This is a genomic window from Streptomyces sp. NPDC057302, from assembly GCF_042667685.1.
Classification (GTDB): Bacteria; Actinomycetota; Actinomycetes; order Streptomycetales; family Streptomycetaceae; genus Streptomyces.
Window position 1 is genome coordinate 31982 of record NZ_JBHUZJ010000042.1, and the last position, 19009, is coordinate 50990.

The 19009-nt window shown below is 67.1% G+C and carries 21 protein-coding genes; 12 read left to right on the plus strand and 9 right to left on the minus strand.

Going from position 1 to position 19009, the window contains the following annotated elements:
- The first annotated feature begins 77 nt into the window (after positions 1–77).
- From ACFUPX_RS26380 to moaA, 3 genes are all read left to right on the plus strand, one after another.
- On the plus strand, positions 78–446 hold the full coding sequence (locus ACFUPX_RS26380; protein ID WP_383327481.1) for a DUF485 domain-containing protein: 369 nt from the start codon (positions 78–80) through the stop codon (positions 444–446).
- Positions 443–2077, plus strand: a complete 1635-nt coding sequence (locus tag ACFUPX_RS26385; protein ID WP_383327483.1) for a cation acetate symporter — start codon at positions 443–445, stop codon at positions 2075–2077. The genes ACFUPX_RS26380 and ACFUPX_RS26385 overlap by 4 nt, the downstream gene beginning before the upstream one ends.
- 168 nt (positions 2078–2245) lie before the next feature.
- Positions 2246–3253: a GTP 3',8-cyclase MoaA gene (gene moaA, locus ACFUPX_RS26390; RefSeq protein ID WP_383327486.1), complete on the plus strand. Its 1008-nt coding sequence runs from the start codon at positions 2246–2248 to the stop codon at positions 3251–3253.
- Here moaA and ACFUPX_RS26395 read toward each other — a convergent pair.
- Together ACFUPX_RS26395 and ACFUPX_RS26400 are read right to left on the minus strand one after the other, a co-directional pair.
- Positions 3250–3465, minus strand: a complete 216-nt coding sequence (locus ACFUPX_RS26395; RefSeq protein ID WP_383327489.1) for a hypothetical protein — start codon at positions 3463–3465, stop codon at positions 3250–3252. The genes moaA and ACFUPX_RS26395 overlap by 4 nt on opposite strands.
- Before the next feature lie 189 nt (positions 3466–3654).
- On the minus strand, positions 3655–4044 hold the full coding sequence (locus tag ACFUPX_RS26400) for a DUF3099 domain-containing protein (protein WP_383327492.1): 390 nt from the start codon (positions 4042–4044) through the stop codon (positions 3655–3657).
- Between the two features lie 214 nt (positions 4045–4258).
- Here ACFUPX_RS26400 and ACFUPX_RS26405 point away from each other — a divergent pair, with 214 nt between their 5' ends.
- Entirely contained in the window at positions 4259–4537 is a 279-nt protein-coding gene (locus ACFUPX_RS26405) for a GlsB/YeaQ/YmgE family stress response membrane protein (RefSeq protein WP_383327495.1), read from the plus strand.
- An 87-nt stretch (positions 4538–4624) separates the two neighbouring features.
- Here ACFUPX_RS26405 and tyrS read toward each other — a convergent pair whose 3' ends face one another.
- From tyrS to ACFUPX_RS26435, 6 genes are all read right to left on the minus strand, one after another.
- Positions 4625–5893: a tyrosine--tRNA ligase gene (gene tyrS / locus ACFUPX_RS26410; RefSeq protein WP_383327498.1), complete on the minus strand. Its 1269-nt coding sequence runs from the start codon at positions 5891–5893 to the stop codon at positions 4625–4627.
- Between the two features lie 74 nt (positions 5894–5967).
- Positions 5968–7371 (minus strand): metallopeptidase TldD-related protein, encoded by a 1404-nt coding sequence (locus ACFUPX_RS26415; RefSeq protein ID WP_383327501.1) that lies wholly within the window; start codon positions 7369–7371, stop codon positions 5968–5970.
- Positions 7368–7697 (minus strand): metallopeptidase TldD-related protein, encoded by a 330-nt coding sequence (locus ACFUPX_RS26420; RefSeq protein WP_383327503.1) that lies wholly within the window; start codon positions 7695–7697, stop codon positions 7368–7370. Before ACFUPX_RS26420 ends, ACFUPX_RS26415 begins: the two co-directional genes overlap by 4 nt.
- A 434-nt stretch (positions 7698–8131) precedes the next feature.
- Positions 8132–8329: a DUF397 domain-containing protein gene (locus ACFUPX_RS26425; protein ID WP_383327506.1), complete on the minus strand. Its 198-nt coding sequence runs from the start codon at positions 8327–8329 to the stop codon at positions 8132–8134.
- A complete protein-coding gene (locus ACFUPX_RS26430; RefSeq protein ID WP_383327509.1) occupies positions 8326–9141 on the minus strand; it encodes a Scr1 family TA system antitoxin-like transcriptional regulator in 816 nt (271 codons plus the stop codon). The genes ACFUPX_RS26425 and ACFUPX_RS26430 overlap by 4 nt, the downstream gene beginning before the upstream one ends.
- 1116 nt (positions 9142–10257) lie before the next feature.
- Positions 10258–10590 (minus strand): hypothetical protein, encoded by a 333-nt coding sequence (locus ACFUPX_RS26435; RefSeq protein WP_383327512.1) that lies wholly within the window; start codon positions 10588–10590, stop codon positions 10258–10260.
- 450 nt (positions 10591–11040) lie between these two features.
- On the opposite strand from ACFUPX_RS26435, the gene ACFUPX_RS26440 reads away from it, so the two are divergent.
- The 3 genes from ACFUPX_RS26440 (at position 11041) to ACFUPX_RS26450 (ending at position 13088) form a co-directional block, all read left to right on the plus strand.
- Positions 11041–11445 carry an SH3 domain-containing protein gene (locus ACFUPX_RS26440; RefSeq protein ID WP_383327515.1) on the plus strand — a complete coding sequence of 135 codons (405 nt, stop codon included), beginning with the start codon at positions 11041–11043 and terminating at the stop codon, positions 11443–11445.
- Positions 11446–11897: 452 nt separating this feature from the next.
- Positions 11898–12107 (plus strand): hypothetical protein, encoded by a 210-nt coding sequence (locus ACFUPX_RS26445; protein WP_383327517.1) that lies wholly within the window; start codon positions 11898–11900, stop codon positions 12105–12107.
- A 327-nt stretch (positions 12108–12434) separates the two neighbouring features.
- Positions 12435–13088, plus strand: coding sequence for an ANTAR domain-containing protein (locus tag ACFUPX_RS26450; protein ID WP_383327520.1), 654 nt, complete (start codon positions 12435–12437; stop codon positions 13086–13088).
- Between the two features lie 932 nt (positions 13089–14020).
- Here ACFUPX_RS26450 and ACFUPX_RS26455 read toward each other — a convergent pair.
- Complete coding sequence (locus ACFUPX_RS26455; RefSeq protein ID WP_383327523.1) at positions 14021–14824, minus strand: GntR family transcriptional regulator; 804 nt, start codon at positions 14822–14824, stop codon at positions 14021–14023.
- Positions 14825–15020: 196 nt separating this feature from the next.
- Between ACFUPX_RS26455 and ACFUPX_RS26460 the strand changes: the two genes are divergently transcribed.
- The 5 genes from ACFUPX_RS26460 (at position 15021) to ACFUPX_RS26480 (ending at position 18989) form a co-directional block, all read left to right on the plus strand.
- Positions 15021–15407 carry a hypothetical protein gene (locus ACFUPX_RS26460; protein WP_383327526.1) on the plus strand — a complete coding sequence of 129 codons (387 nt, stop codon included), beginning with the start codon at positions 15021–15023 and terminating at the stop codon, positions 15405–15407.
- Positions 15407–15850 carry a hypothetical protein gene (locus tag ACFUPX_RS26465; RefSeq protein WP_383327529.1) on the plus strand — a complete coding sequence of 148 codons (444 nt, stop codon included), beginning with the start codon at positions 15407–15409 and terminating at the stop codon, positions 15848–15850. Before ACFUPX_RS26460 ends, ACFUPX_RS26465 begins: the two co-directional genes overlap by 1 nt.
- The gene (locus ACFUPX_RS26470) at positions 15850–17181 is read left to right on the plus strand and encodes an FtsK/SpoIIIE domain-containing protein (RefSeq protein ID WP_383327628.1); all 1332 of its coding nucleotides are present in this window, start codon (positions 15850–15852) and stop codon (positions 17179–17181) included. The genes ACFUPX_RS26465 and ACFUPX_RS26470 overlap by 1 nt, the downstream gene beginning before the upstream one ends.
- Positions 17178–17369 (plus strand): hypothetical protein, encoded by a 192-nt coding sequence (locus ACFUPX_RS26475; protein WP_383327532.1) that lies wholly within the window; start codon positions 17178–17180, stop codon positions 17367–17369. The genes ACFUPX_RS26470 and ACFUPX_RS26475 overlap by 4 nt, the downstream gene beginning before the upstream one ends.
- Before the next feature lie 183 nt (positions 17370–17552).
- Entirely contained in the window at positions 17553–18989 is a 1437-nt protein-coding gene (locus ACFUPX_RS26480; protein ID WP_383327535.1) for a replication initiator, read from the plus strand.
- Positions 18990–19009: the final 20 nt, after the last annotated feature.

The following is a 19009-nucleotide window of genomic DNA, read 5'->3' on the forward strand; positions in this document are numbered from 1 at the left end:
CGTCACTGCCGGATCGGAACGAGTCCATGGATCAGCTGTCCGTCCCCACCGCACCCGCACCACGAGGAGAAGACTCCGTGGCCCCCGAAGCATCCCCACCGTCCAAGGACGGAGAAGCCCCCGCTCCGTACGCGCCGACCACGGCAGAATTCCTCGAGGAGCAAGCCGGCCCCGAGTTCGGTGAACTCCGCAAGGCGCACCGCTCGTTCGCCTTCCCGCTGACCGTCGCCTTCATCGTCTGGTACCTGGCGTACGTGCTGCTCTCGAACTACGCGGGCGACTTCATGGGCACCAAGCTGTTCGGCAACATCAACGTCGCCCTCGTCCTTGGCCTCGCGCAGTTCCTGACCACGTTCCTCATCGCCTGGTTCTACTCGCGCCACGCCGCGACGAAGCTCGACCCCAAGGCCGAGGCCATCAAGTCCCGTATGGAGGGCGGCGCATGAGCCCCGCGCTGAACACCACTGTCCTGGCTGCGACATCCGACGCCTCCGAGCACCGGGTGCTGATCATCAGCCTCTTCGCGGCCTTCGTCGTCGCGACCCTCTTCATCACCGTCTGGGCGGGGCGCCAGACCAAGAGCGCCGCCGACTTCTACGCGGGCGGGCGCCAGTTCACCGGCTTCCAGAACGGCCTGGCGATCTCCGGCGACTACATGTCCGCCGCGTCCTTCCTCGGCATCGCGGGCGCCATCGCGCTCTTCGGGTACGACGGCTTCCTGTACTCCATCGGCTTCCTGGTCGCCTGGTTGGTGGCGCTCCTCCTGGTCGCCGAGCCGCTGCGCAACTCCGGCCGCTACACGATGGGCGACGTCCTGGCCTATCGCATGCGCCAGCGCCCGGTGCGCACCGCCGCGGGCACCTCCACGATCGTCGTCTCGATCTTCTACCTGCTCGCGCAGATGGCGGGCGCGGGCGTCCTGGTCTCGCTGCTGCTCGGCATCACCAGCGACGCGGGCAAGATCCTTATCGTCGCCCTCGTCGGCGTCCTGATGATCGTCTACGTCACCATCGGCGGCATGAAGGGCACCACCTGGGTGCAGATGGTCAAGGCCGTGCTGCTCATCGCGGGCACGATCCTGATCACCTTCCTGATCCTGCTGAAGTTCAACTTCAACGTCTCCGACCTGCTCGGCACCGCCGCCTCCAACAGCGGCAAGGGCTCGGCATTCCTGGAGCCCGGTCTCAAGTACGGCGCGAGCGGCACATCGAAGCTGGACTTCCTCTCGCTCGGCATCGCCCTGGTGCTCGGCACGGCGGGACTGCCGCACATCCTGATCCGCTTCTACACGGTGCCGACCGCCAAGGCCGCGCGTAAGTCCGTGAACTGGGCGATCGGCATCATCGGCGCCTTCTACCTGATGACGATCGTCCTCGGCTTCGGCGCCGCCGCCCTGCTCAAGCCCGGCGACATCATCGCCTCGAACAAGGCGGGCAACACCGCGGCGCCCCTCGCCGCCCTGGAGATCGGCGGCGGTGGCGACTCCACCGGCGGCGCGCTCCTGCTCGCCGTGATCTCGGCGGTCGCCTTCGCCACGATCCTCGCGGTCGTCGCGGGCCTCACCCTGGCCTCGTCGTCCTCGTTCGCGCACGACATCTACGCGAACGTCATCAAGAAGGGCAAGGCCACCGAGAAGGAGGAGATGAAGGCCGCCCGCTGGTCGACCGTCTTCATCGGCATCGTCTCCATCGCGCTGGGCGCCCTGGCCCGCGACCTGAACGTGGCGGGCCTGGTCGCTCTCGCCTTCGCCGTCGCGGCCTCCGCGAACCTGCCGACGATCCTCTACAGCCTGTTCTGGAAGCGGTTCACCACGCAGGGCGCGCTCTGGTCCATCTACGGCGGACTGGTGGCCGCGGTCGGTCTCGTGCTGTTCTCGCCCGTCGTCTCGGGCAAGCCCACCTCGATGTTCCCCGACGCGAACTTCGACTTCTTCCCGCTGGAGAACCCGGGCCTGATCTCCATCCCGCTGGGCTTCCTGCTCGGCTGGCTCGGCACGCTCCTGTCGAAGGAGGAGCCGGACAAGGGCAAGTACGCGGAGCTCGAGGTCCGGTCCCTCACGGGCACCGGCGCTCACTGAGCAGCTGAAAGCGCACGTCAGCGGCCGCGTCGTAGATCATTGGTAGAGATCTACGACGCGGCCGCGCTGCTCCTCGTGGGATCGGGCCCCCGTCGATGTCGGTCCCGTCACGTAGGCTCGTGGTATCTGGACCGGACTGGCTGAATCAGGATCAGGGAGGGGGCCCACGTGCTCATCGACACCTACGGCCGAGTGGCCACCGATCTGCGGGTTTCGCTGACGGACAAGTGCAATCTGCGGTGCACCTACTGCATGCCCGAAGAAGGCCTGCAGTGGCTTTCCAAGTCCGAGCTGCTCAGCGACGACGAGATCGTCCGTCTCGTCCGGATCGCCGTGACGCAGCTCGGCATCACCGAGGTCCGCTTCACCGGTGGCGAGCCGCTGCTGCGCCCCGGCCTCGTCGGCATCGTCGAGCGCTGCGCCCAGCTGGAGCCGCGCCCCAGGATGTCCCTGACGACGAACGGCATCGGCCTCAAGCGCACCGCCAAGGCCCTCAAGGCCGCGGGCCTGGACCGGGTCAACGTATCGCTGGACACGCTGCGCCCGGACGTCTTCAAGACCCTGACCCGCCGTGACCGCCACCAGGACGTCCTGGAGGGCCTCGAAGCGGCCCGGGACGCGGGCCTGACCCCGGTCAAGGTGAACACGGTCCTGATGCCGGGCCTGAACGACGACGAGGCCCCCGACCTGCTCGCCTGGGCCGTCGAGAACGACTACGAACTGCGTTTCATCGAGCAGATGCCGCTGGACGCCCAGCACGGCTGGAAGCGCGACGGGATGATCACAGCCGGTGACATCCTGCAGTCCCTGCGTACGCGCTTCGAGCTCACCGAAGAGGGCTCCGGCGAGCGCGGCTCCGCGCCGGCCGAGCGCTGGGTCGTGGACGGCGGACCGCATCGCGTCGGCGTCATCGCCTCCGTCACCCGCCCGTTCTGCTCGGCCTGCGACCGCACCCGGCTCACGGCCGACGGCCAGGTGCGCACCTGCCTCTTCGCGACCGAGGAGACGGACCTGCGGGCGGCCCTGCGGGCCGACGGGGAGGACACCGAGGCCGGTTCCGACGAGGCGATCGCGCGCATCTGGAAGCTCGCGATGTGGGGCAAGAAGGCAGGCTCGGGCCTCGACGACCCGGCGTTCCTGCAGCCCGACCGCCCGATGTCGGCGATCGGCGGCTAGCTCTGCGGAGCTTCCCAGTCGGCCAGCGGCACGGTGTCCTTCAACATGCCGCGCACGCCGAGGAATTGGGAGAGGTGCTCGCGGTGTTCCTCACATGCGAGCCACGTCTTGCGGCGCTCCGGAGTGTGGATCTTCGGGTTGTTCCACGCGAGCACCCACACCGCGGCGGCGCGGCAGCCCTTGGCGGAACAGATCGGTGTTTCGTCGCTCACAAGTAACGTCCAAGTGCGTTCAAAACAAGGCGACGCCGAGCAGCCACGGGGGGAGCTGCCCGGCGTCGGTCTGTCGCTCCGACGGGGGATGCGGAGCGCGTACGAAGTATGTCATGGGGGACCCGCTGCCTGGCACCGGAACTACATGATTGATCTGAGCTTTTCTTGAGCTTGGCGCATCGTCGACGGTCAGTTCTGATGGCCCGACGGAGCGTTGGGCTCGCCCTGCGTGGGACCCGCGCCGGCTTCCGGGAAGGGTTCCGCGGACCCCTCGCGCGCGACGGGCGGCGCCAGCATCGGCCGGGACGGCGCCGGTACGAAGGTCGACGGCAGCGAAGGGGTGTTCTCCCGGCCCGCGTTGGCGATCACCACGGAGACGTACGGGAGGAGGATGCCGAGCACCAGAGCGACGAAGGCGACGTGCCGCTCGACGTTCCACAGCACCGCCGCGGCAATGACCGAAAGCGTACGGACCGACATCGAGATCACGTACCGGCGCTGCCGGCCGCGCACGTCGTCCTCGAGTCCCTGCCTGGCCCCTGTGATCCGGAAGACCTGGGCGCCGCTCTGCTTCCGCATCACATTCCACCGCCTGCTCACAAGAAGCCGGACATTCCCCGGCCCGGACCGCTCCAGGTTACGCCGGGGCTGCGCAGCCTTCGAGACCGGGGCAGACCCCATCGCGGTGTCCTGACTGCGTCATGCCACGTATGGGGGCGCCCGACATGCGCCGTATGGAGGATCGGCCGACACTGACCGTAATGCTCATGTGGAGCCGAATGAGGAGGCAGCTATGAGCTGGTTGTGGGCCATCGTCGTCGGATTCGTGCTGGGGCTGATCGCCAAGGCGATCCTGCCCGGCAAGCAGCACAGTCCGCTCTGGCTGACCACGATCTTCGGCATCATCGGCGCGATCATCGGCAACTCGCTTGCCTCTGGGTTCGGCATCGATGACACGAAGGGCATCGACTGGGGTCGACATGCCCTCCAGCTCGTGGCGGCGCTCGTCGTCGTGGGCGTCGGAGACATGGCGTACAAGATGATCAAGGGAAACAAACAGCAGCGGGCCTGACCTGCAGGCGCGCGGCACGCGAGAGGGGCCGGTCCGTCATGGACCGGCCCCTCTCGTGGGTCTCGCAGGCGCGTACGGAGAGCCCGGTCAGCCCGCGGTGACCTCGACGGCCGCCAGGTTCTTCTTGCCCCGGCGCAGCACCAGCCAGCGCCCGTGCAGGAGCTCGTCGCGGGAGGGCACGGCGTCCTCGGAGGCCACCTTCGCGTTGTTCACGTAGGCACCGCCCTCCTTGACCGTGCGCCGGGCCGCGGACTTGCTCGCCACCAGGCCGACCTCCGCGAGGAGGTCCACCACCGGGCCGAGCTCGGCGACCTGGACGCGCGGCAGCTCGGAGAGGGCCGCGCTCAGCGTCGCCTCGTCGAGGTCGCCGAGCTCACCCTGGCCGAACAGCGCCTTGGACGCGGCGATGACCGCGGCGCACTGACCGGCGCCGTGCACCAGCGTCGTCAGCTCCTCGGCGAGCGCGCGCTGGGCCGCGCGGGCCTGCGGGCGCTCCTCGGTGAGCTTCTCCAGCTCTTCGAGCTCCTCGCGGGACTTGAAGCTGAGGATGCGCGAGTACGTCGACACGTCGCGGTCGTCCACGTTCAGCCAGAACTGGTAGAACGCGTACGGCGTGGTCATCTCCGGGTCGAGCCAGACGGCGCCGCTCTCGGACTTGCCGAACTTGGTGCCGTCCGCCTTGACCATCAGCGGCGTACCGACGGCGTGCACCGTGGCGTCCGCCTCCAGGCGGTGGATCAGGTCGATGCCCGCCGTGAGGTTGCCCCACTGGTCGCTGCCGCCGGTCTGCAGCGTGCAGCCGTAGCGCCGGTAGAGCTCCAGGAAGTCCATGCCCTGGAGCAGCTGGTAGCTGAACTCCGTGTACGAGATGCCCTCCTGGGACTCCAGGCGGCGGGCCACGGAGTCCTTGGTCAGCATCTTGTTCACGCGGAAGTGCTTGCCGATGTCCCGCAGGAACTCGATCGCGGAGAGCCCCGCGGTCCAGTCCAGGTTGTTGACCATCAGCGCGGCGTTCTCGCCCTCGAAGGACAGGAACGGCTCGATCTGCGAGCGAAGGCGGGCCACCCAGTTCGCGACCGTCTCCGGGTCGTTCAGGGTGCGCTCGGCGGTCGGCCGCGGGTCACCGATCTGGCCCGTGGCGCCGCCGACGAGGGCAAGCGGCCGGTGCCCGGCCTGCTGGAGCCGGCGGACCGTGAGGACCTGGACCAGGTGCCCCACGTGCAGGCTGGCCGCGGTCGGGTCGAAGCCGCAATAGAACGTGACGGGGCCGTCCGCGAGCGCCTTGCGCAGTGCATCTTCGTCCGTGGACAGGGCGAAAAGGCCCCGCCACTTCAGCTCGTCGACGATGTCCGTCACGGTCTTGTGTCTCCTTGGAAGGTTCGTGAAAGGTCTGTGGCCGGTACCGGTCGGCACCGGCCAGTCTATGGGCGTCACACGCCTTGGCTGACCGAGCTCATGTTGAAGTCGGGGATGCGCAGGGCGGGCATCGCGGCCCTGGTGAACCAGTCGCCCCACTCCCGGGGCAGCGTCTTTTCCGTGCGCCCGGCCTCCGAGGCCCGCGAGAGCAGACCGACCGGCGACTCGTTGAAGCGGAAGTTGTTCACCTCGCCCACGACCTCGCCGTTCTCGACGAGATAGACGCCGTCCCGGGTGAGCCCGGTGAGCAGCAGCGTGGCCGGGTCGACCTCGCGGATGTACCAGAGGCAGGTCAGGAGCAGCCCGCGCTCCGTGCCCGCGACCATCTCCTCCAGGGAGCGGTCGCTGCCGCCGTCCAGGATGAGGTTGTCGACGGCCGGGGCCACCGGCAGGCCGGTCAGGGCCGCGCTGTGCCGGGTGCTGGTCAGGTGCGCGAGCTCGCCCCCGCGCACCCACTCGGTGGCGGTCAGCGGCAGCCCGTTGTCGAAGACGGACGAGTCGCCGCCCGACGCGTGCGCCAGGACGAACGGGGCGGACTCCAGGCCCGGCTCGTGCGGGTCGCTGCGCAGGGTCAGGGGCAGCTCGGCGAGCCGGTCGCCGACGCGGGTGCCGCCGCCGGGCTTGGAGAACACCGTCCGGCCCTCGGCAGCGTCCCGCGCGGAGGCCGACCACAGCTGGTAGATCAGCAGGTCGGCGACGGCGGTCGGCGGCAGGATCGTCTCGTACCGCCCGGCCGGCAGATCGACGCGCCGCCCCGCCCACCCCAGGCGCTTGGCGAGCTCCGCGTCGAGCGCCCCCGGGTCGACGTCCTTGAAGTCCCGGGTCGCCCGCCCCGCCCACGCCGACTTCGTACGGTCGGGGGACTTGGCGTTGAGTTCCAGGGTGCCGTTGGGCTGGTCGTGCCGCAGGCGAAGCCCCGTCGACGTACCGAGATAGCTGGAGACGAGTTCGTGGTTCGCGAAGCCGTACAGCTCACGCCCGCCCGCGCGGGCCGTGGCGAACGCCTCGCCGAGCGCGGGCGCGAAGTCCGCGAAGACCGCGGACGACGTCTCGGCGGGCGCGTCCCTGAAGTCCGCGGACTCCTCGGCCCCGGCCACCAGCGGCTGCGCGTCCTCGGCGGGACCCGCCCCACGCGCGGCGTGCTCGGCGGCGCGGACCAGGGGTTCGAGATCGGCGGTGGTCACCGCCGAGCGCGAGACGACGCCGGACGCGGTGCCTTCCTTGCCGTCGACGGTGGCGACGACGGTGAGGGTGCGGCCGCGGGTGACGCCGTTCGTGGTCAGGGAGTTGCCCGCCCAGCGCAGGTTCGCCGTCGAGTGCTCGTCGGCGATGACGACGCAGCCGTCGGCGGTGGACAGTTCGAGGGCGCGCTCGACGATCTCGTGCGGCTTGTTCCTGCCGTTCGTACGGGAGCTCATCGCCCTGCCTCCTGCGTCGTGTTGAGGATGTTGACGCCTCGGAACAGGGCCGACGGGCACCCGTGGGAGACCGCCGCGACCTGGCCCGGCTGGGCCTTGCCGCAGTTGAAGGCGCCGCCGAGCACATACGTCTGCGGGCCGCCGACCGCCGTCATCGACCCCCAGAAGTCGGTGGTCGTCGCCTGGTACGCGACATCGCGCAGCTGGCCGGTGATGCGGCCGTTCTCGATGCGGTAGAAGCGCTGTCCGGTGAACTGGAAGTTCACCGAACGAGCGGAGGGCATACCCCTCTGATCAGCGTTTGTGCAGGTCAGGCGGTGTTTCACGGTCTACCCTCAATCCCTGTTCATACCGGTTGAAACCGGACCGTACGGGGTCTGGTGATGACTTGGTGTCGACCTCAGGGCCACAGGCTCGGGGCCTTACGGCTCGGGTCCTAGAGGCAGAGCTCTGGAAGTGGTGCAGAGACTACCCACCGGGAGCCCGAGCGATCAGGGTGCGCTCCCTCCCGGGCAGGAAGCCAGGCTCTGTGGCCCGCGCGGCGGGATTCTGTCTGGAACCTCAGGGGGCCTGCCAAAAGGGCCCCTAGGGCCCGTGGCCGGCCACCGCCCCTTGCGTTCGTGATCAAGGGTCACAGCGGTCGATGGCGGGCTGATTACCGCGACGGGTAGGTCCCGACACGCGAAGAGGGCCTCACCTTACGGGTGGGGCCCTCTTTCGTTCTGCGCCTGCTTGAATGACGCGCTGAGCGGGATGCGGGTCAGGACTTGGCCCAGTCGACGAAGACGTTCCAAGCCGTGTCCGACAGGACCAAGGCGGGTCCGTCCGGGGCCTTGCTGTCGCGGACGGGTACACCGCTGGCCATTCCGTCGGCGACCTCGATGCAAGCGCCGCCGTTGTCGCTGCTGTACGAACTCTTGCGCCATGCCATCTCCGGCAGGCTGTTTGCGCGGATCACGTTCCTACTTCCTTCATGACATCGGCGATGAGGTCTATCGACTTGCGAACGTCGAGAGCAGCACCTAGAAGCAGATCATAGGCACGGTCTGCTGCCCTGACTTCCGATGGGTCAGCTAGGAGCTGGCCCCTCAGGAAGCCGTCAACGTGCACAACCGGGTTGCCCTCTGCGAAGGCTAGCGAGTGGAACGGACCGCCGATACCTGCATGGGCACCTGCCGACAACGGAACGATCTGGATAACAGTGGATGGGCGCTCTGTCCGGTCGAGGAGATGCTGTAGCTGGTCTCGCATCACGGCTCCATCGCCGACCCTGCGCCTCACTGCGTTCTCGTCCATGATCACCCACAGCTCCGGCGGGGTATCCCGCTCAAGGATGGCTTGCCGTTCCATCCGTGCATCCAGGAGTCCGTCTACGTCGTTGCTGCGTCCGGCGGCGAGGATGGCGTGAGCGTAGGGACGGGTCTGCAACAGACCAGGGATGACCATGGTCTCGAACGACCGGATGATGGCTGCTGCCTTCTCCAGCTCAACGTACGGCCGGAACCAACTCGGATACGCGTACTTGATGACCAGAGGCCAAAGTCGTGCGAAGTGCCCTCCGGTCTTGAAGAACTCATCTGCATGCAGAGCGAAATTCTTGGATGGCACTCGCTTGGCGTTCTCGATCTTGTTGACCAGGGTCCGGTTGCAGAAACATGCGGTAGCGAGTGCCTGTTGCGAGTGCCCCTGTTCTGCTCGGAGACGTTGCAGTTCATCTCCGAAGAACTTCAGCATGCTGTCGGTCTCGTCTTGTTCTTCGAGCACAGCCACCGACCCGAACCTCTCCTGTGACATGGGGTGTTGTCACACGTGACAGCCGCGTCTGTCAACACCTAATGCCTGTTGAGGGTAGCGGCGCAGGGCAACGCTGTAACTGCGAAGAGCGGATCCCAACCCCCTACGAGGTAGCCATGGCGGCAGAGGACAGTGAGGGCACTCCGGTGCACAGCATTGGTGACATTGTGCGGGACCACAGTCGCGGCACGATTGCGGAAGTCAGGGAGATCGACGAGGCGGAAGAGACGCTGACTCTTTCCCGTCCTGCTGGCTATTCGTGGCGGGCCGATGTTCGCCAGTGCACCCCTGCGGACAGTGGGGGGATGCACGACTGGGACGTTGCTGTGAGGGCTGTCGCCAGGATGACGTCAGACGACGCGGTGAAGCCGGTCGCAGGCTGCGTTACGTGTGGTGAGCTCAACCTGGAGCGTGCGCGGATCATCGCTCGGCGACAGTCCACGGTTGCGGTGTATGAGGTGATGGCGAGGCACCGCAGAGAGGCTCATGCCCACCTGATGGCTGGGAGGCATGGCGCGTGAGGCACAGGGACTTGCGGGGCTGGAGGGTCAGCACAGATGGGGCCTTCTGGAGCGGCATCCTCACCGCGCTAAGCGTCGCATCCCTGCTCGTCGTGATTGGTCTAGCTGTGTCTGACCATCTTTGAAGCTCCGCGCCCGCTGTCGTTGGTTCCACAGCAGGCGCGGATGAGGCCCGCTTCGGTCGCTCCTTCCACGCTCCGAGGGCGACGGCTGGAGCGGGCCGCCCAACCACTGATGCAGGAGACGCCAATGCAGCGTCACGAGCTGACTTTTGGCCTGGTCGTGCACGACTTAGACGCGGACCTTGTCGGGCGCGTGCGCTTGGTCGCTGGGGAACAGGTCATTCTCCAGCGGCCTTCGGGACGCCAGTGGGGAGCGAGGCCGGAAGCGCTGAAGCTCGCCACCGAGGAACAGAAGCGAGCACTAGGCGGGTAAAGCCTGCCGGAAGGCAGGAGCCGAGTACGCGAATGCACCGTGCAGCTCCCCGGACCCCGGAGTTGCACGGCTTTCGCATGCCTGGGCAGGTGCCATCGTGGGTGACTGCTGTTGAGCCGTGATCGCGCACCTGTGGCTATCCGTCGATCAGTTGCAGGGCTTCGATGCGGTCCCACCCGCGTGCGATGAGTCTGTCTCGCAGGGCCAGTTCCGGGGCTGCGTGAACGACTAGGCGCTTGGGCGGTTGGAGGTTGTTGGCGAGGGCGACGAGGATCTCCAGGGCGCTGTTGGCGAAGTAGTGGACGCTGGTCAGGTCGATGGTGATCTCGTGAGTGGTGCTGCACTGATCGGTCACTGCCATGACCAGTGCGCCCTTATGCGTGCCGAGTACTTCCCCGATCAGGCGTACGCCCTGGGAGGGGTGTGACGGCACGATGAGGAGAGAGTCGTCGGCGAAGAAGTCGCGCATGGAAGATCCCGGATGCTGTGCACCGTCGGGAGTAGGCGTAGCTGCAAGGAGGGGGCCTCGGAATGGAGCTGCTGCCGTTGCTCGCGGTGCCATGTGGCGGGTACATGTCCCGCTGTTGCAGCCGCTGGCGGAGGGGCCCACCCCGGGCCCATAAGGTCGCCGGTACGCCATTGCCGCGCTGACGGCATCAGTCATCCCACGGACTATGCCAAAGCGTACGGCCGTGAGGGGTTCGGCCGGTAGGGCCACAAAGGCGCCTGGACCTCACTCTGTTGATCGTCGGCGGCCGTGGCTGGAGAGCGGCTTACTGCGCCGCAGAGCAACTCATTCGGATAAGTGGTTGACCTTACGCCTGGGGCTGCCTCATTCTGGTCACTCATTCGGATGAGTGGTCAACCGGTGCACGTCGATGGTGGCCGCTCATCATCTTGCGAACTGAGAGGCAGTCAGATGATGGGAACCAAGGGTCTGCGTGCGCTGGTCGTTGCTGGTGCGGCGGTGCTGGCGTTGGGAACGGTCGGCGTGGCGGGGGCGTCCGCGATGCCCCTTCCGGGGCCGAACGGCTCCAGTGGTGCCGCTGTGGCCCCGCCTAAGGTCGACAACGGCCTTGCCGACGGGCGGCTGACGCGGGGTGAGCACGTGCGGGCCACGGTCAACGGGCTGCGGGTGCGCACGGGGCCGGGTACCGGCTACGGGGTCCTGGGGCAGCTCTATACGGGCGACCGGATGAAGCTGATAGGCAAGAAGCAGGACAGCGGAGGTCAGTCCTGGTACCGGGTGGTCCTGAGCAACGGCTCGGCGGGTGGTCTGCCGGGCGGTTATGTCGGCTGGGTCGTCGGGTCGTACCTGTACTGACGGTCAGCGGCTGTGACCTCGTAGGAATGTGGCCCCCTCTCTGTGTCGGCAGGGAGGGGGTCGCTCGTATGCCTGGCTCAATGTGGGCTCTCGGTGATCTGTCGCAGGCGCGAACATGGACTTTTCAACTTGCCTTGACCTGGCGGGTGTTGCTGCGACCAGACCTGGTGGGGTGGATGGTGGGCGTGGGGCGTGCGGCCTGGGGGCAAGTTGTCGCATGTGGGGTCGGAATATTTGTGTGATTGGCATTCAGAAACATCACGGTCTGTAGCAGACTAAGGATTTCCGGGGGTCCGTAGGCCTGAGCGGACCGAACTCAGGCCACCTGCAACGTAGTTAGTTGCAGTTGCGACGGCGGCATATGCCGTAGTGAGGAGCGAGGGCACGCGATGGTGAGTCAACGGGGAGCGAACTACGGCGGGGAGCCGGATGACGCGGTGTGGGTGGCTGACGTGGACTACGTCGCTGCCTGGTGTGCTGCGGAAGAGGCTGCGACCGAAGTGAACGAAGCTGCCGCAGCGCTGGGTATCGACAGCCACCTTGTGGGGGCGATCCCGCACACGGGCATCAATGGTGAGTCGGTGGTCTGGATACGCCCTGAGGGGGCCAGGAAGATGGCTCAGGTGCTGGGCGCGTTAGCGGAGGAGCGCCGGGCGAGCTGAGCGCCTGGGGCCGGTCAACGGACCGAAGGGGATGACGACATGGCACGCGAGTGGCGAAACCGGAAGGACAAGCGGGTGACGGTGCAGGGGAACTACATCCGTTGTGAGGGGTGCCGACGGCCGATCCGGATCACGGGTGCGGGGCCTGCCATGTTCGCCGCACGGGAGCATGCGCGGGACTGCAACAGGGGCTAGTAGTCAGGCTCCTGGCGAGAGTCCGCGCTCATGCGGTGGTTTGAGGCCGTGTCCGGGGATGAGCTTGGTATCTGTTCCCGGACCCTGCCAGACTCTTCGGCAGATTCTCACAACGCGTTGGTAGGTGTGGTGGTGATCAAAGGGGAGCGTTCACAGCTTGTGGCTGAGGTGTGCGCCGATCTCAGCACGGTCTCTCTGGTGGAGGAGTCTGAAGGGATACTCAAGCTTGCTGAAGCGTGCTTGATACTCCTGCCTGTCAGCAGAGTTCGTGTCACCCTGCACGGGCCAGCGGGCGCGGGCCAGATGGCTTTTGTGGATGCGACTGGTGAGGGGGCGTGCGTAGACGACACCCTCAGCAGCTCGGAGGTAGCGCTGGAGCTGCGTCACCAAGGCGCGGTCCTTGGGGTGGTGCGATTGCTGCCACTGCAAGAGAGGCCTTTGATTGCGAGGGACCTCAGCCTTGGCCGGGCCCTTGTTGATCTCGCGGCCGTCGGCTTCGCGAACCGGCACTTCCTGGAAGACGTCCACGATCAGGTACGCGGTTTGCAGCACGAACTTGGTCAGAAGATTGTGGTTGAGCAGGCAAAAGGAATGCTCTCTCAGTTCACGGGCGGTACTCCTGAACAGGCCCTTGAGATGATGTATGCGCAGTCGATCTCCAGTCGGCAGTCTCTGCCGGTTCTCGCCCGAGAGATTATCGACGGTTCCCGTGCGTCTTCAGCCCAGGCAGTGCGTGTGTGGCCGTCCTGGGTGCTGCGGCAGCAAGAGAAGGGATCTGACGGGTGAGGCGTCGTGTCATGCGGGCGCCCAAGCGGTGCTGAGTCCAGCGTCAGGACGGGCCCATGCGATCGCGATCTATGCGTGCCTTCGCGTGAACGGACCCTGAGGCTGATCGTGGTGCGGCGGGGCAGATGAATGTGGACCGGACGGAGCAGGATCTCTTGCGGCAAACGGCCGAGTGGATGTGCCAGGAAGCGCAAGCGGCCGTCGACCGAGCGTCGGACATGCGCGCCACTGCGGCAGAGTCATGCCGGAAGGCGCGCCAGATGAGGAGCGACATCCAGCGCACGCTCGCGGTCGGCCGAGCCAGAGAGCAGAAGGCCAAGGGCGTTCGCTAACCGCGCCCGTTCGCAGCAGGTCCAGCGGAAGACACGCGGGCAAGGTCTGGCAGGTGCCGGGCACGGCCGAGGTGGAGCCGCCCGCAGTCTCACGGATCACCCCTTGATCTGGTTTCGGGGCGTGGGCCCGCACCACCGAAAGTCAGCCCCCTGCGGCGCGACGCAGACGTCTGACCGGACCTGGCTCGCTGCACCACGTCCCGGCCTCAACCACGCTGCCCATGCTTGTGGGTTGAGCGAAGGGGGCCTGCCAAAAGGGCCCCCGGGCCCGTGGCCGGCCACCGCACCCACCCATCTTGATCAAGGAACTCAGTACGTCCCGGAGCGATCTGCGCGGTTGGAACGGCCGCTCACTCGATGGCAGTTGATCCGCGATGGTGGGGCGGCGAAGGCTTGGCGGTGACCGGTGGTCTCCCGGTGATGGTCAGGGCAGACGAAAGGGCCCCCATGGTGGTTCCGCGGGGGCTTTGCTACTGCTCGGGGTGTGGTGCCGGGCGGTCCGGCCGTCCGGACGGGACCGGCCGAAGGCCGCATGCCCGGTCGGTGCGGGCGGTGCTGCCCGGCGCGCCGTAGGCGCGCCCTTGAGCAAGTAAAGCGAAGTTACTCCGATGCGGGGCGGCTGCGCGGGGCCCGCTTGGCGGCTGCCTTCGTCGGCGTCACGGGGAACGAGAAACGGCATGTCGCGGCGGGGGCGCGCAGTTCCTCACACAGGAGCGGACGGCCGCTGTCGGCGTCGCTGGTGATGCGGTAGGTGATCAGTAGCGGGCTCGCGTCCGGGACGAGTTGCAGGGTGCTCCGCTCGTCAGGGAAGGGAGTGCGTGCGGTGACCTCCTCGGTGAAGGAAAGGGCGTGCCCGGTGTCGGAGAGCTGGCGGTAGAGATCACTGACGGGGGCGGTGGGCACCTTGGCCAGTGAGGGGGTGTCGGCGGCGGTCGCCATTGGGATGATCATCCGGTGGGCCATCCGGGCTCCGCTCTCGGGGTCGTGCAAGAGGCGGTCCACGCTGATGGCGTCCTGGTCGGCCTGCTCAAGAAGCGCTGCGGGCATGCCGTCCAGGGTGATCCGGGATACGGCGGGCGGCTCCACCTCGGCCATGTCCGGCATCTGCCAGCCCTTGCCCGCGCGCTGGATGGATCGGTCGATGCGCAGGCTCCTGGCGGCGCTGTCCCGCTCGCGGACGATCACGCCTTTTCCCTGGCGGGAGTAGACCAGGCCCATGCCGCGCAGCTCGGCTACGGCCTGGCGGACTGTGGCCTTGCCAACCCCGAACATCTCCACCAGTTCGTTCTCCGACGGCAGGAGCTGTCCTGCCTCGTAGCGACCTTCCTTGATCTCGTTGGCCAGGTCGCGAGCGACGGCCATGTACATCGGTTCCGGTCGCTGGACGTGCCTTCGGGCTGTCATGAGCTCGCTCCTACGGGTCAGGTGGACGGCCGGACGGTTCGGGCTGGGCTCGCTGTCAGTGCCGTGTGCTAGTGGGCTACTTCTCCACTCATGAGCATAAGTGGTTGACGCATGACTGCACAGGGAATGACGATGGTTCATCCACTCATCCGGATGAGTGGTGAACCGAGTGAATCAGTGGAGAGGCAGTGACGACATGCAGACCATGCCGATAGATACGGCACGACTGGGACCGATGCGGTGCTCCATCGCACCTGAACCTCGCCTCAACCCGGAGGGCGAGCAGCGCCGGGACCGCGAGGGCAACCTCCAGTGGGTCACCAGCGTTTCGGTGGTGCCTGCACAGGGGCGCAAGGTGGAGGCCATCGACGTGGTGGTCTCCGGTATCCAGCCACAGGGCATCACGGCCGGTGCGGAAGTCACGATCACGAACTTAGTGGCGAACGCGTGGTCGGTGGACGGCCGGAGCGGCACCTCGTACCGGGCGGACGCGATCACGGCGGTGACGGGTCCGGCTGCTCCTGGTGGCGCTCCTGCTCCGTCGTCGGCGGCGCGGGGCAAGTCGTCGGGGGGTGAGTCCTGATGATGGATTTCTGGCACCTGTCGGCGGCGCAGGCGGACGGCGCGGCCTGTGTGGTGTGCGGCGCGGACTTCCTGCGCGCGCCCGTGGATCACGTGGCGGTTGGCACCGCCCCCGATGCGGAAGAGGCGAAGGTCTACGCCTGCACCACTCCATGCGCCGGGGTGATCGCTGAAGAGGCGGAGCGGATGGCCCGTGAGATGCGCGAGCTGGCCGGACCTTGCGGCGACACGCAGGCATCCGACGGCAACGGACCGGAGAGCGATCAAGTGGTGCTCGTGCGGCTGCTGCGCGATCTCAAGGTGCTCTCCGGTGCTGAGACGCTGATCGGCGTCGCCGATGACACAGCGACGACCAAGTACCTGTTGAGCATGGTGGCCGTGCACGCCGAGGCGGCCATGATGCGGGGGCGTTGGCTGCTGGCCTGGATGGAGGGCAGGAGCTGATGCCGGGCTCTTTGATCGTCTGGATTCTCTCCGCCCTGCTGATCACCGGCGTGCTCACCCAACGGTGGTGGGAACCCCGGCTGCTGGCCCGTGGAGTCGACGTCAACGCCTGGCCGCTGCGCTGGTGGCTGACCGGGTATCCCCGCGTCGTGTTGCGCATGTGGTGGACGTGGCGGCGGCTGTGCCTGCTGAACAACATGTCCGTGAGCAACCGCTCGAACCAACGGGTCCTTGGGCGCGACACCGTGGTGCAGGGCCAAGCGCTGCGGCCCAAGCCCCCGCGTCTGGGCTGGCCCACGCCGACACGCAACGGGCTCCTGGTCCGGGTGGCGATGCATCCCGGGCAGACTCCGGCGCCCTACCTGGAGGCGGCACGGGCCATGGAACACGCCTGGCGGGTGCACGGGGTGCGGGTCACCTCGCCCCGCCGGGGTCAGGTCCTGGTCCGCGTGACCGCGCTGGATCCGCTGACCGGGGACCGCCCTGCCGGGCACGGGGTCGCTGCGGCACTGCTGTCGGCGGACGTCGGCCGCGTGGAGGACGGCGAAGCCTGGCTGATCGACCTGCGCCGGGTGCCTCACTGGCTGATCACCGGCGCCACCCAGAGCGGTAAGTCCTCGCTCCTGGCGGCGCTGATCAAAGGCCTGTCGCCGCAACGGGTCGCCCTGGTCGGCATCGACTGCAAGGGCGGCATGGAACTGGGCCCGTTCGGCGGGCGCTTCGAGGCGCTGGCCATCGACCGGGCACAAGCCATCGCCCTGTTGGAACGGATGGTCGTAGAGATCCAAGATCGGATGCGGCTGTGCCGGGCAGAGGGGGTGCGCTCCATCTGGCCCCTGCCCGCAGCCATCCGGCCGGTGCCGGTCGTCGTGATCGTCGATGAGCTGGCAGAGCTGTACCTTAACGACGGCTCCCGTGGGGGTCGTGAGGAGTCCGAGCAGTGCGGCACGCTGCTGCTGCGCCTGGCCCAACTCGGTGCCGCGCTCGGCGTGCACCTGGTGCTTGCCGGGCAACGCGTCGGCTCCGATCTGGGGCCTCGGGTCACCTCGCTGCGCGCCCAGCTCGGCGGCCGGATCGCGCACCGCGCGCATGACGAAGCCTCGGCAGAGATGACGCTGGGGGACCTCAACGCCGATGCCGTGATCGTCGCGCAGACGATCTCCGAAGACGAGCAAGGCGTCGCCGTGGTCGCCACCGGGGGCCGCTGGACGCGCGCCCGCTCGCATCAGGTCACCCCACAAGAGGTGGAAGAGGTTGCCCGCACGCGCGGTCCGGCGCATCCGTTCCTGTCGCGGCCGGATGCACTCCAGAAAGGAGGGGGAGCGGTATGACGCAGTCCACCATCTACGTCATCGATGCATTCCTGTTCCTGTTTACGGTCATGGTCGCGCGCTCCCGTGAGGTCCGCTGGTATCAGGCTTTCCTGATGGTCATGGCGGGGTTTCTCCTCGCTATGACCCCCATGGGATATCCCGTCTGGTGGACGTTCCGATTTATCGGGGATTCCTTCTTCGGCTGACTCGGATAGTGCGGCAGACATCCGCGAAGGATAGGCGCGACCGAGATTCTGCACTCATAAATCACACATACTTTCAGAGTCGAGAATAGCCGTAGTTGAGATCAGTCAAGACGAGAAAAGATGAGTTGAATTCAGGAGTTGCCATGACCGCTACACCCTTCCCGCGCGAAAGGGGGCCTCCCTGTGTATCCGGTAACCGTAAAGGCGCGGCGCTCGGTCTTGAATGAGGCTGAGCGTCTGCGCCTTCTTTCGTTCACAGAGCAAGACTTCATCCGGCTCGTGCAAGAGCCGGGATTCGCCCGATGGCTCGACCAGATTGAATCCATCGGCGGCTGCGCACACCCCATTTATCTGTCCGGCCGTATGACCGTGGTGGATGGCGCAACTGGCGTCCTGCTACGCCATTACGACACGTCCGATGAGCCTGGCGGTCGGATCCCGGTGCGCTGCCGCAACCGCCGTGAATCCCGCTGCCAGCCGTGTTCCTACCTGCATGCGGGCGACACGTTCCACTTGGTCCGCTCCGGCCTCCTCGGCGGCAAGGGAACCCCTGCACGGGTCCGACTACACCCCCGGCTCTTCGTCACCCTGACCGCTCCCTCCTTCGGCGCCGTGCACCGCGTGAGCGGCCTCTCGGGCACGTACTGCCATCCTCGGCGCGGTGGCGGCGCCTGCGAGCACGGGCGGCCGATGGGCTGCGGACAGCAACACGCAGACACCGATGTGATGGTTGGTCAGCCGCTGTGCCGGGACTGCTACGACTACGTTGGGCATTCACTCTGGCACGCATCCGCCGGCATCCTATGGAACCGCTTTTGCCACATGGTCAGACGGCATTTGGCCAGTGCGGCGGGCGTTACACAGACAGCCTTCAAAGAACACCTGACAATGTCGTTCGCGAAGGTCGCCGAATACCAGAAACGCGGGGCCGTTCACTTCCATGCGGTCATCCGCCTGGACGGACCGGGCGGACCCGATTCTTCACCCCCGGACTGGGTAACGGCGCAACTCCTAGAGCAAGCGGTGAAGTCGGCTGCGGCCTTGGTGGAAGTCCACACGCCCTACTCGCCAGCCACGGGGGAGCGGGTCATCGGTTGGGGGAGGCAGCTCGACGTGCATCCGATCCGGAGCGACGCGTTCACGGAATCCGCGGTGACAGATAGCGCCGTTGCGGCCTACGTCGCCAAGTATGTTTCCAAGTCGGTCGGCGACTCGGGCGGCATCGACTACCGCATAACCGATCCCGAGAGCATCCGGCTCGCGCCGGTCAACGCTCACTTACGCGCCCTCATGGGCGTCTGCTGGCGCCTGGGCGACCTGCCCGAACTGAAGAGCCTCAACCTGCGCTCCTGGACGCACACGCTTGGCTACAGGGGGCACGTCCTCACCAAATCCCGCCGCTACTCCACCACTTACGGAGCGCTACGCACGGAGCGGGCGGAGCACCAAAGCGGGGGTGTAGGCGTACCCGACGGCGCAGTCACGGACTCGGCTTGGCGCTACGTCGGCTCTGGTCACTCTCTGGCTGAGGCTGAGGTGGCGGCGGGCATCGCTGAAGACGTCGCACAGGCCAGGCGGCTCCACTCAGAGGCTCGGGAAGACGGGGAGGAGTGGCAGTGAGGGGCGGTAGCAACTTGCTC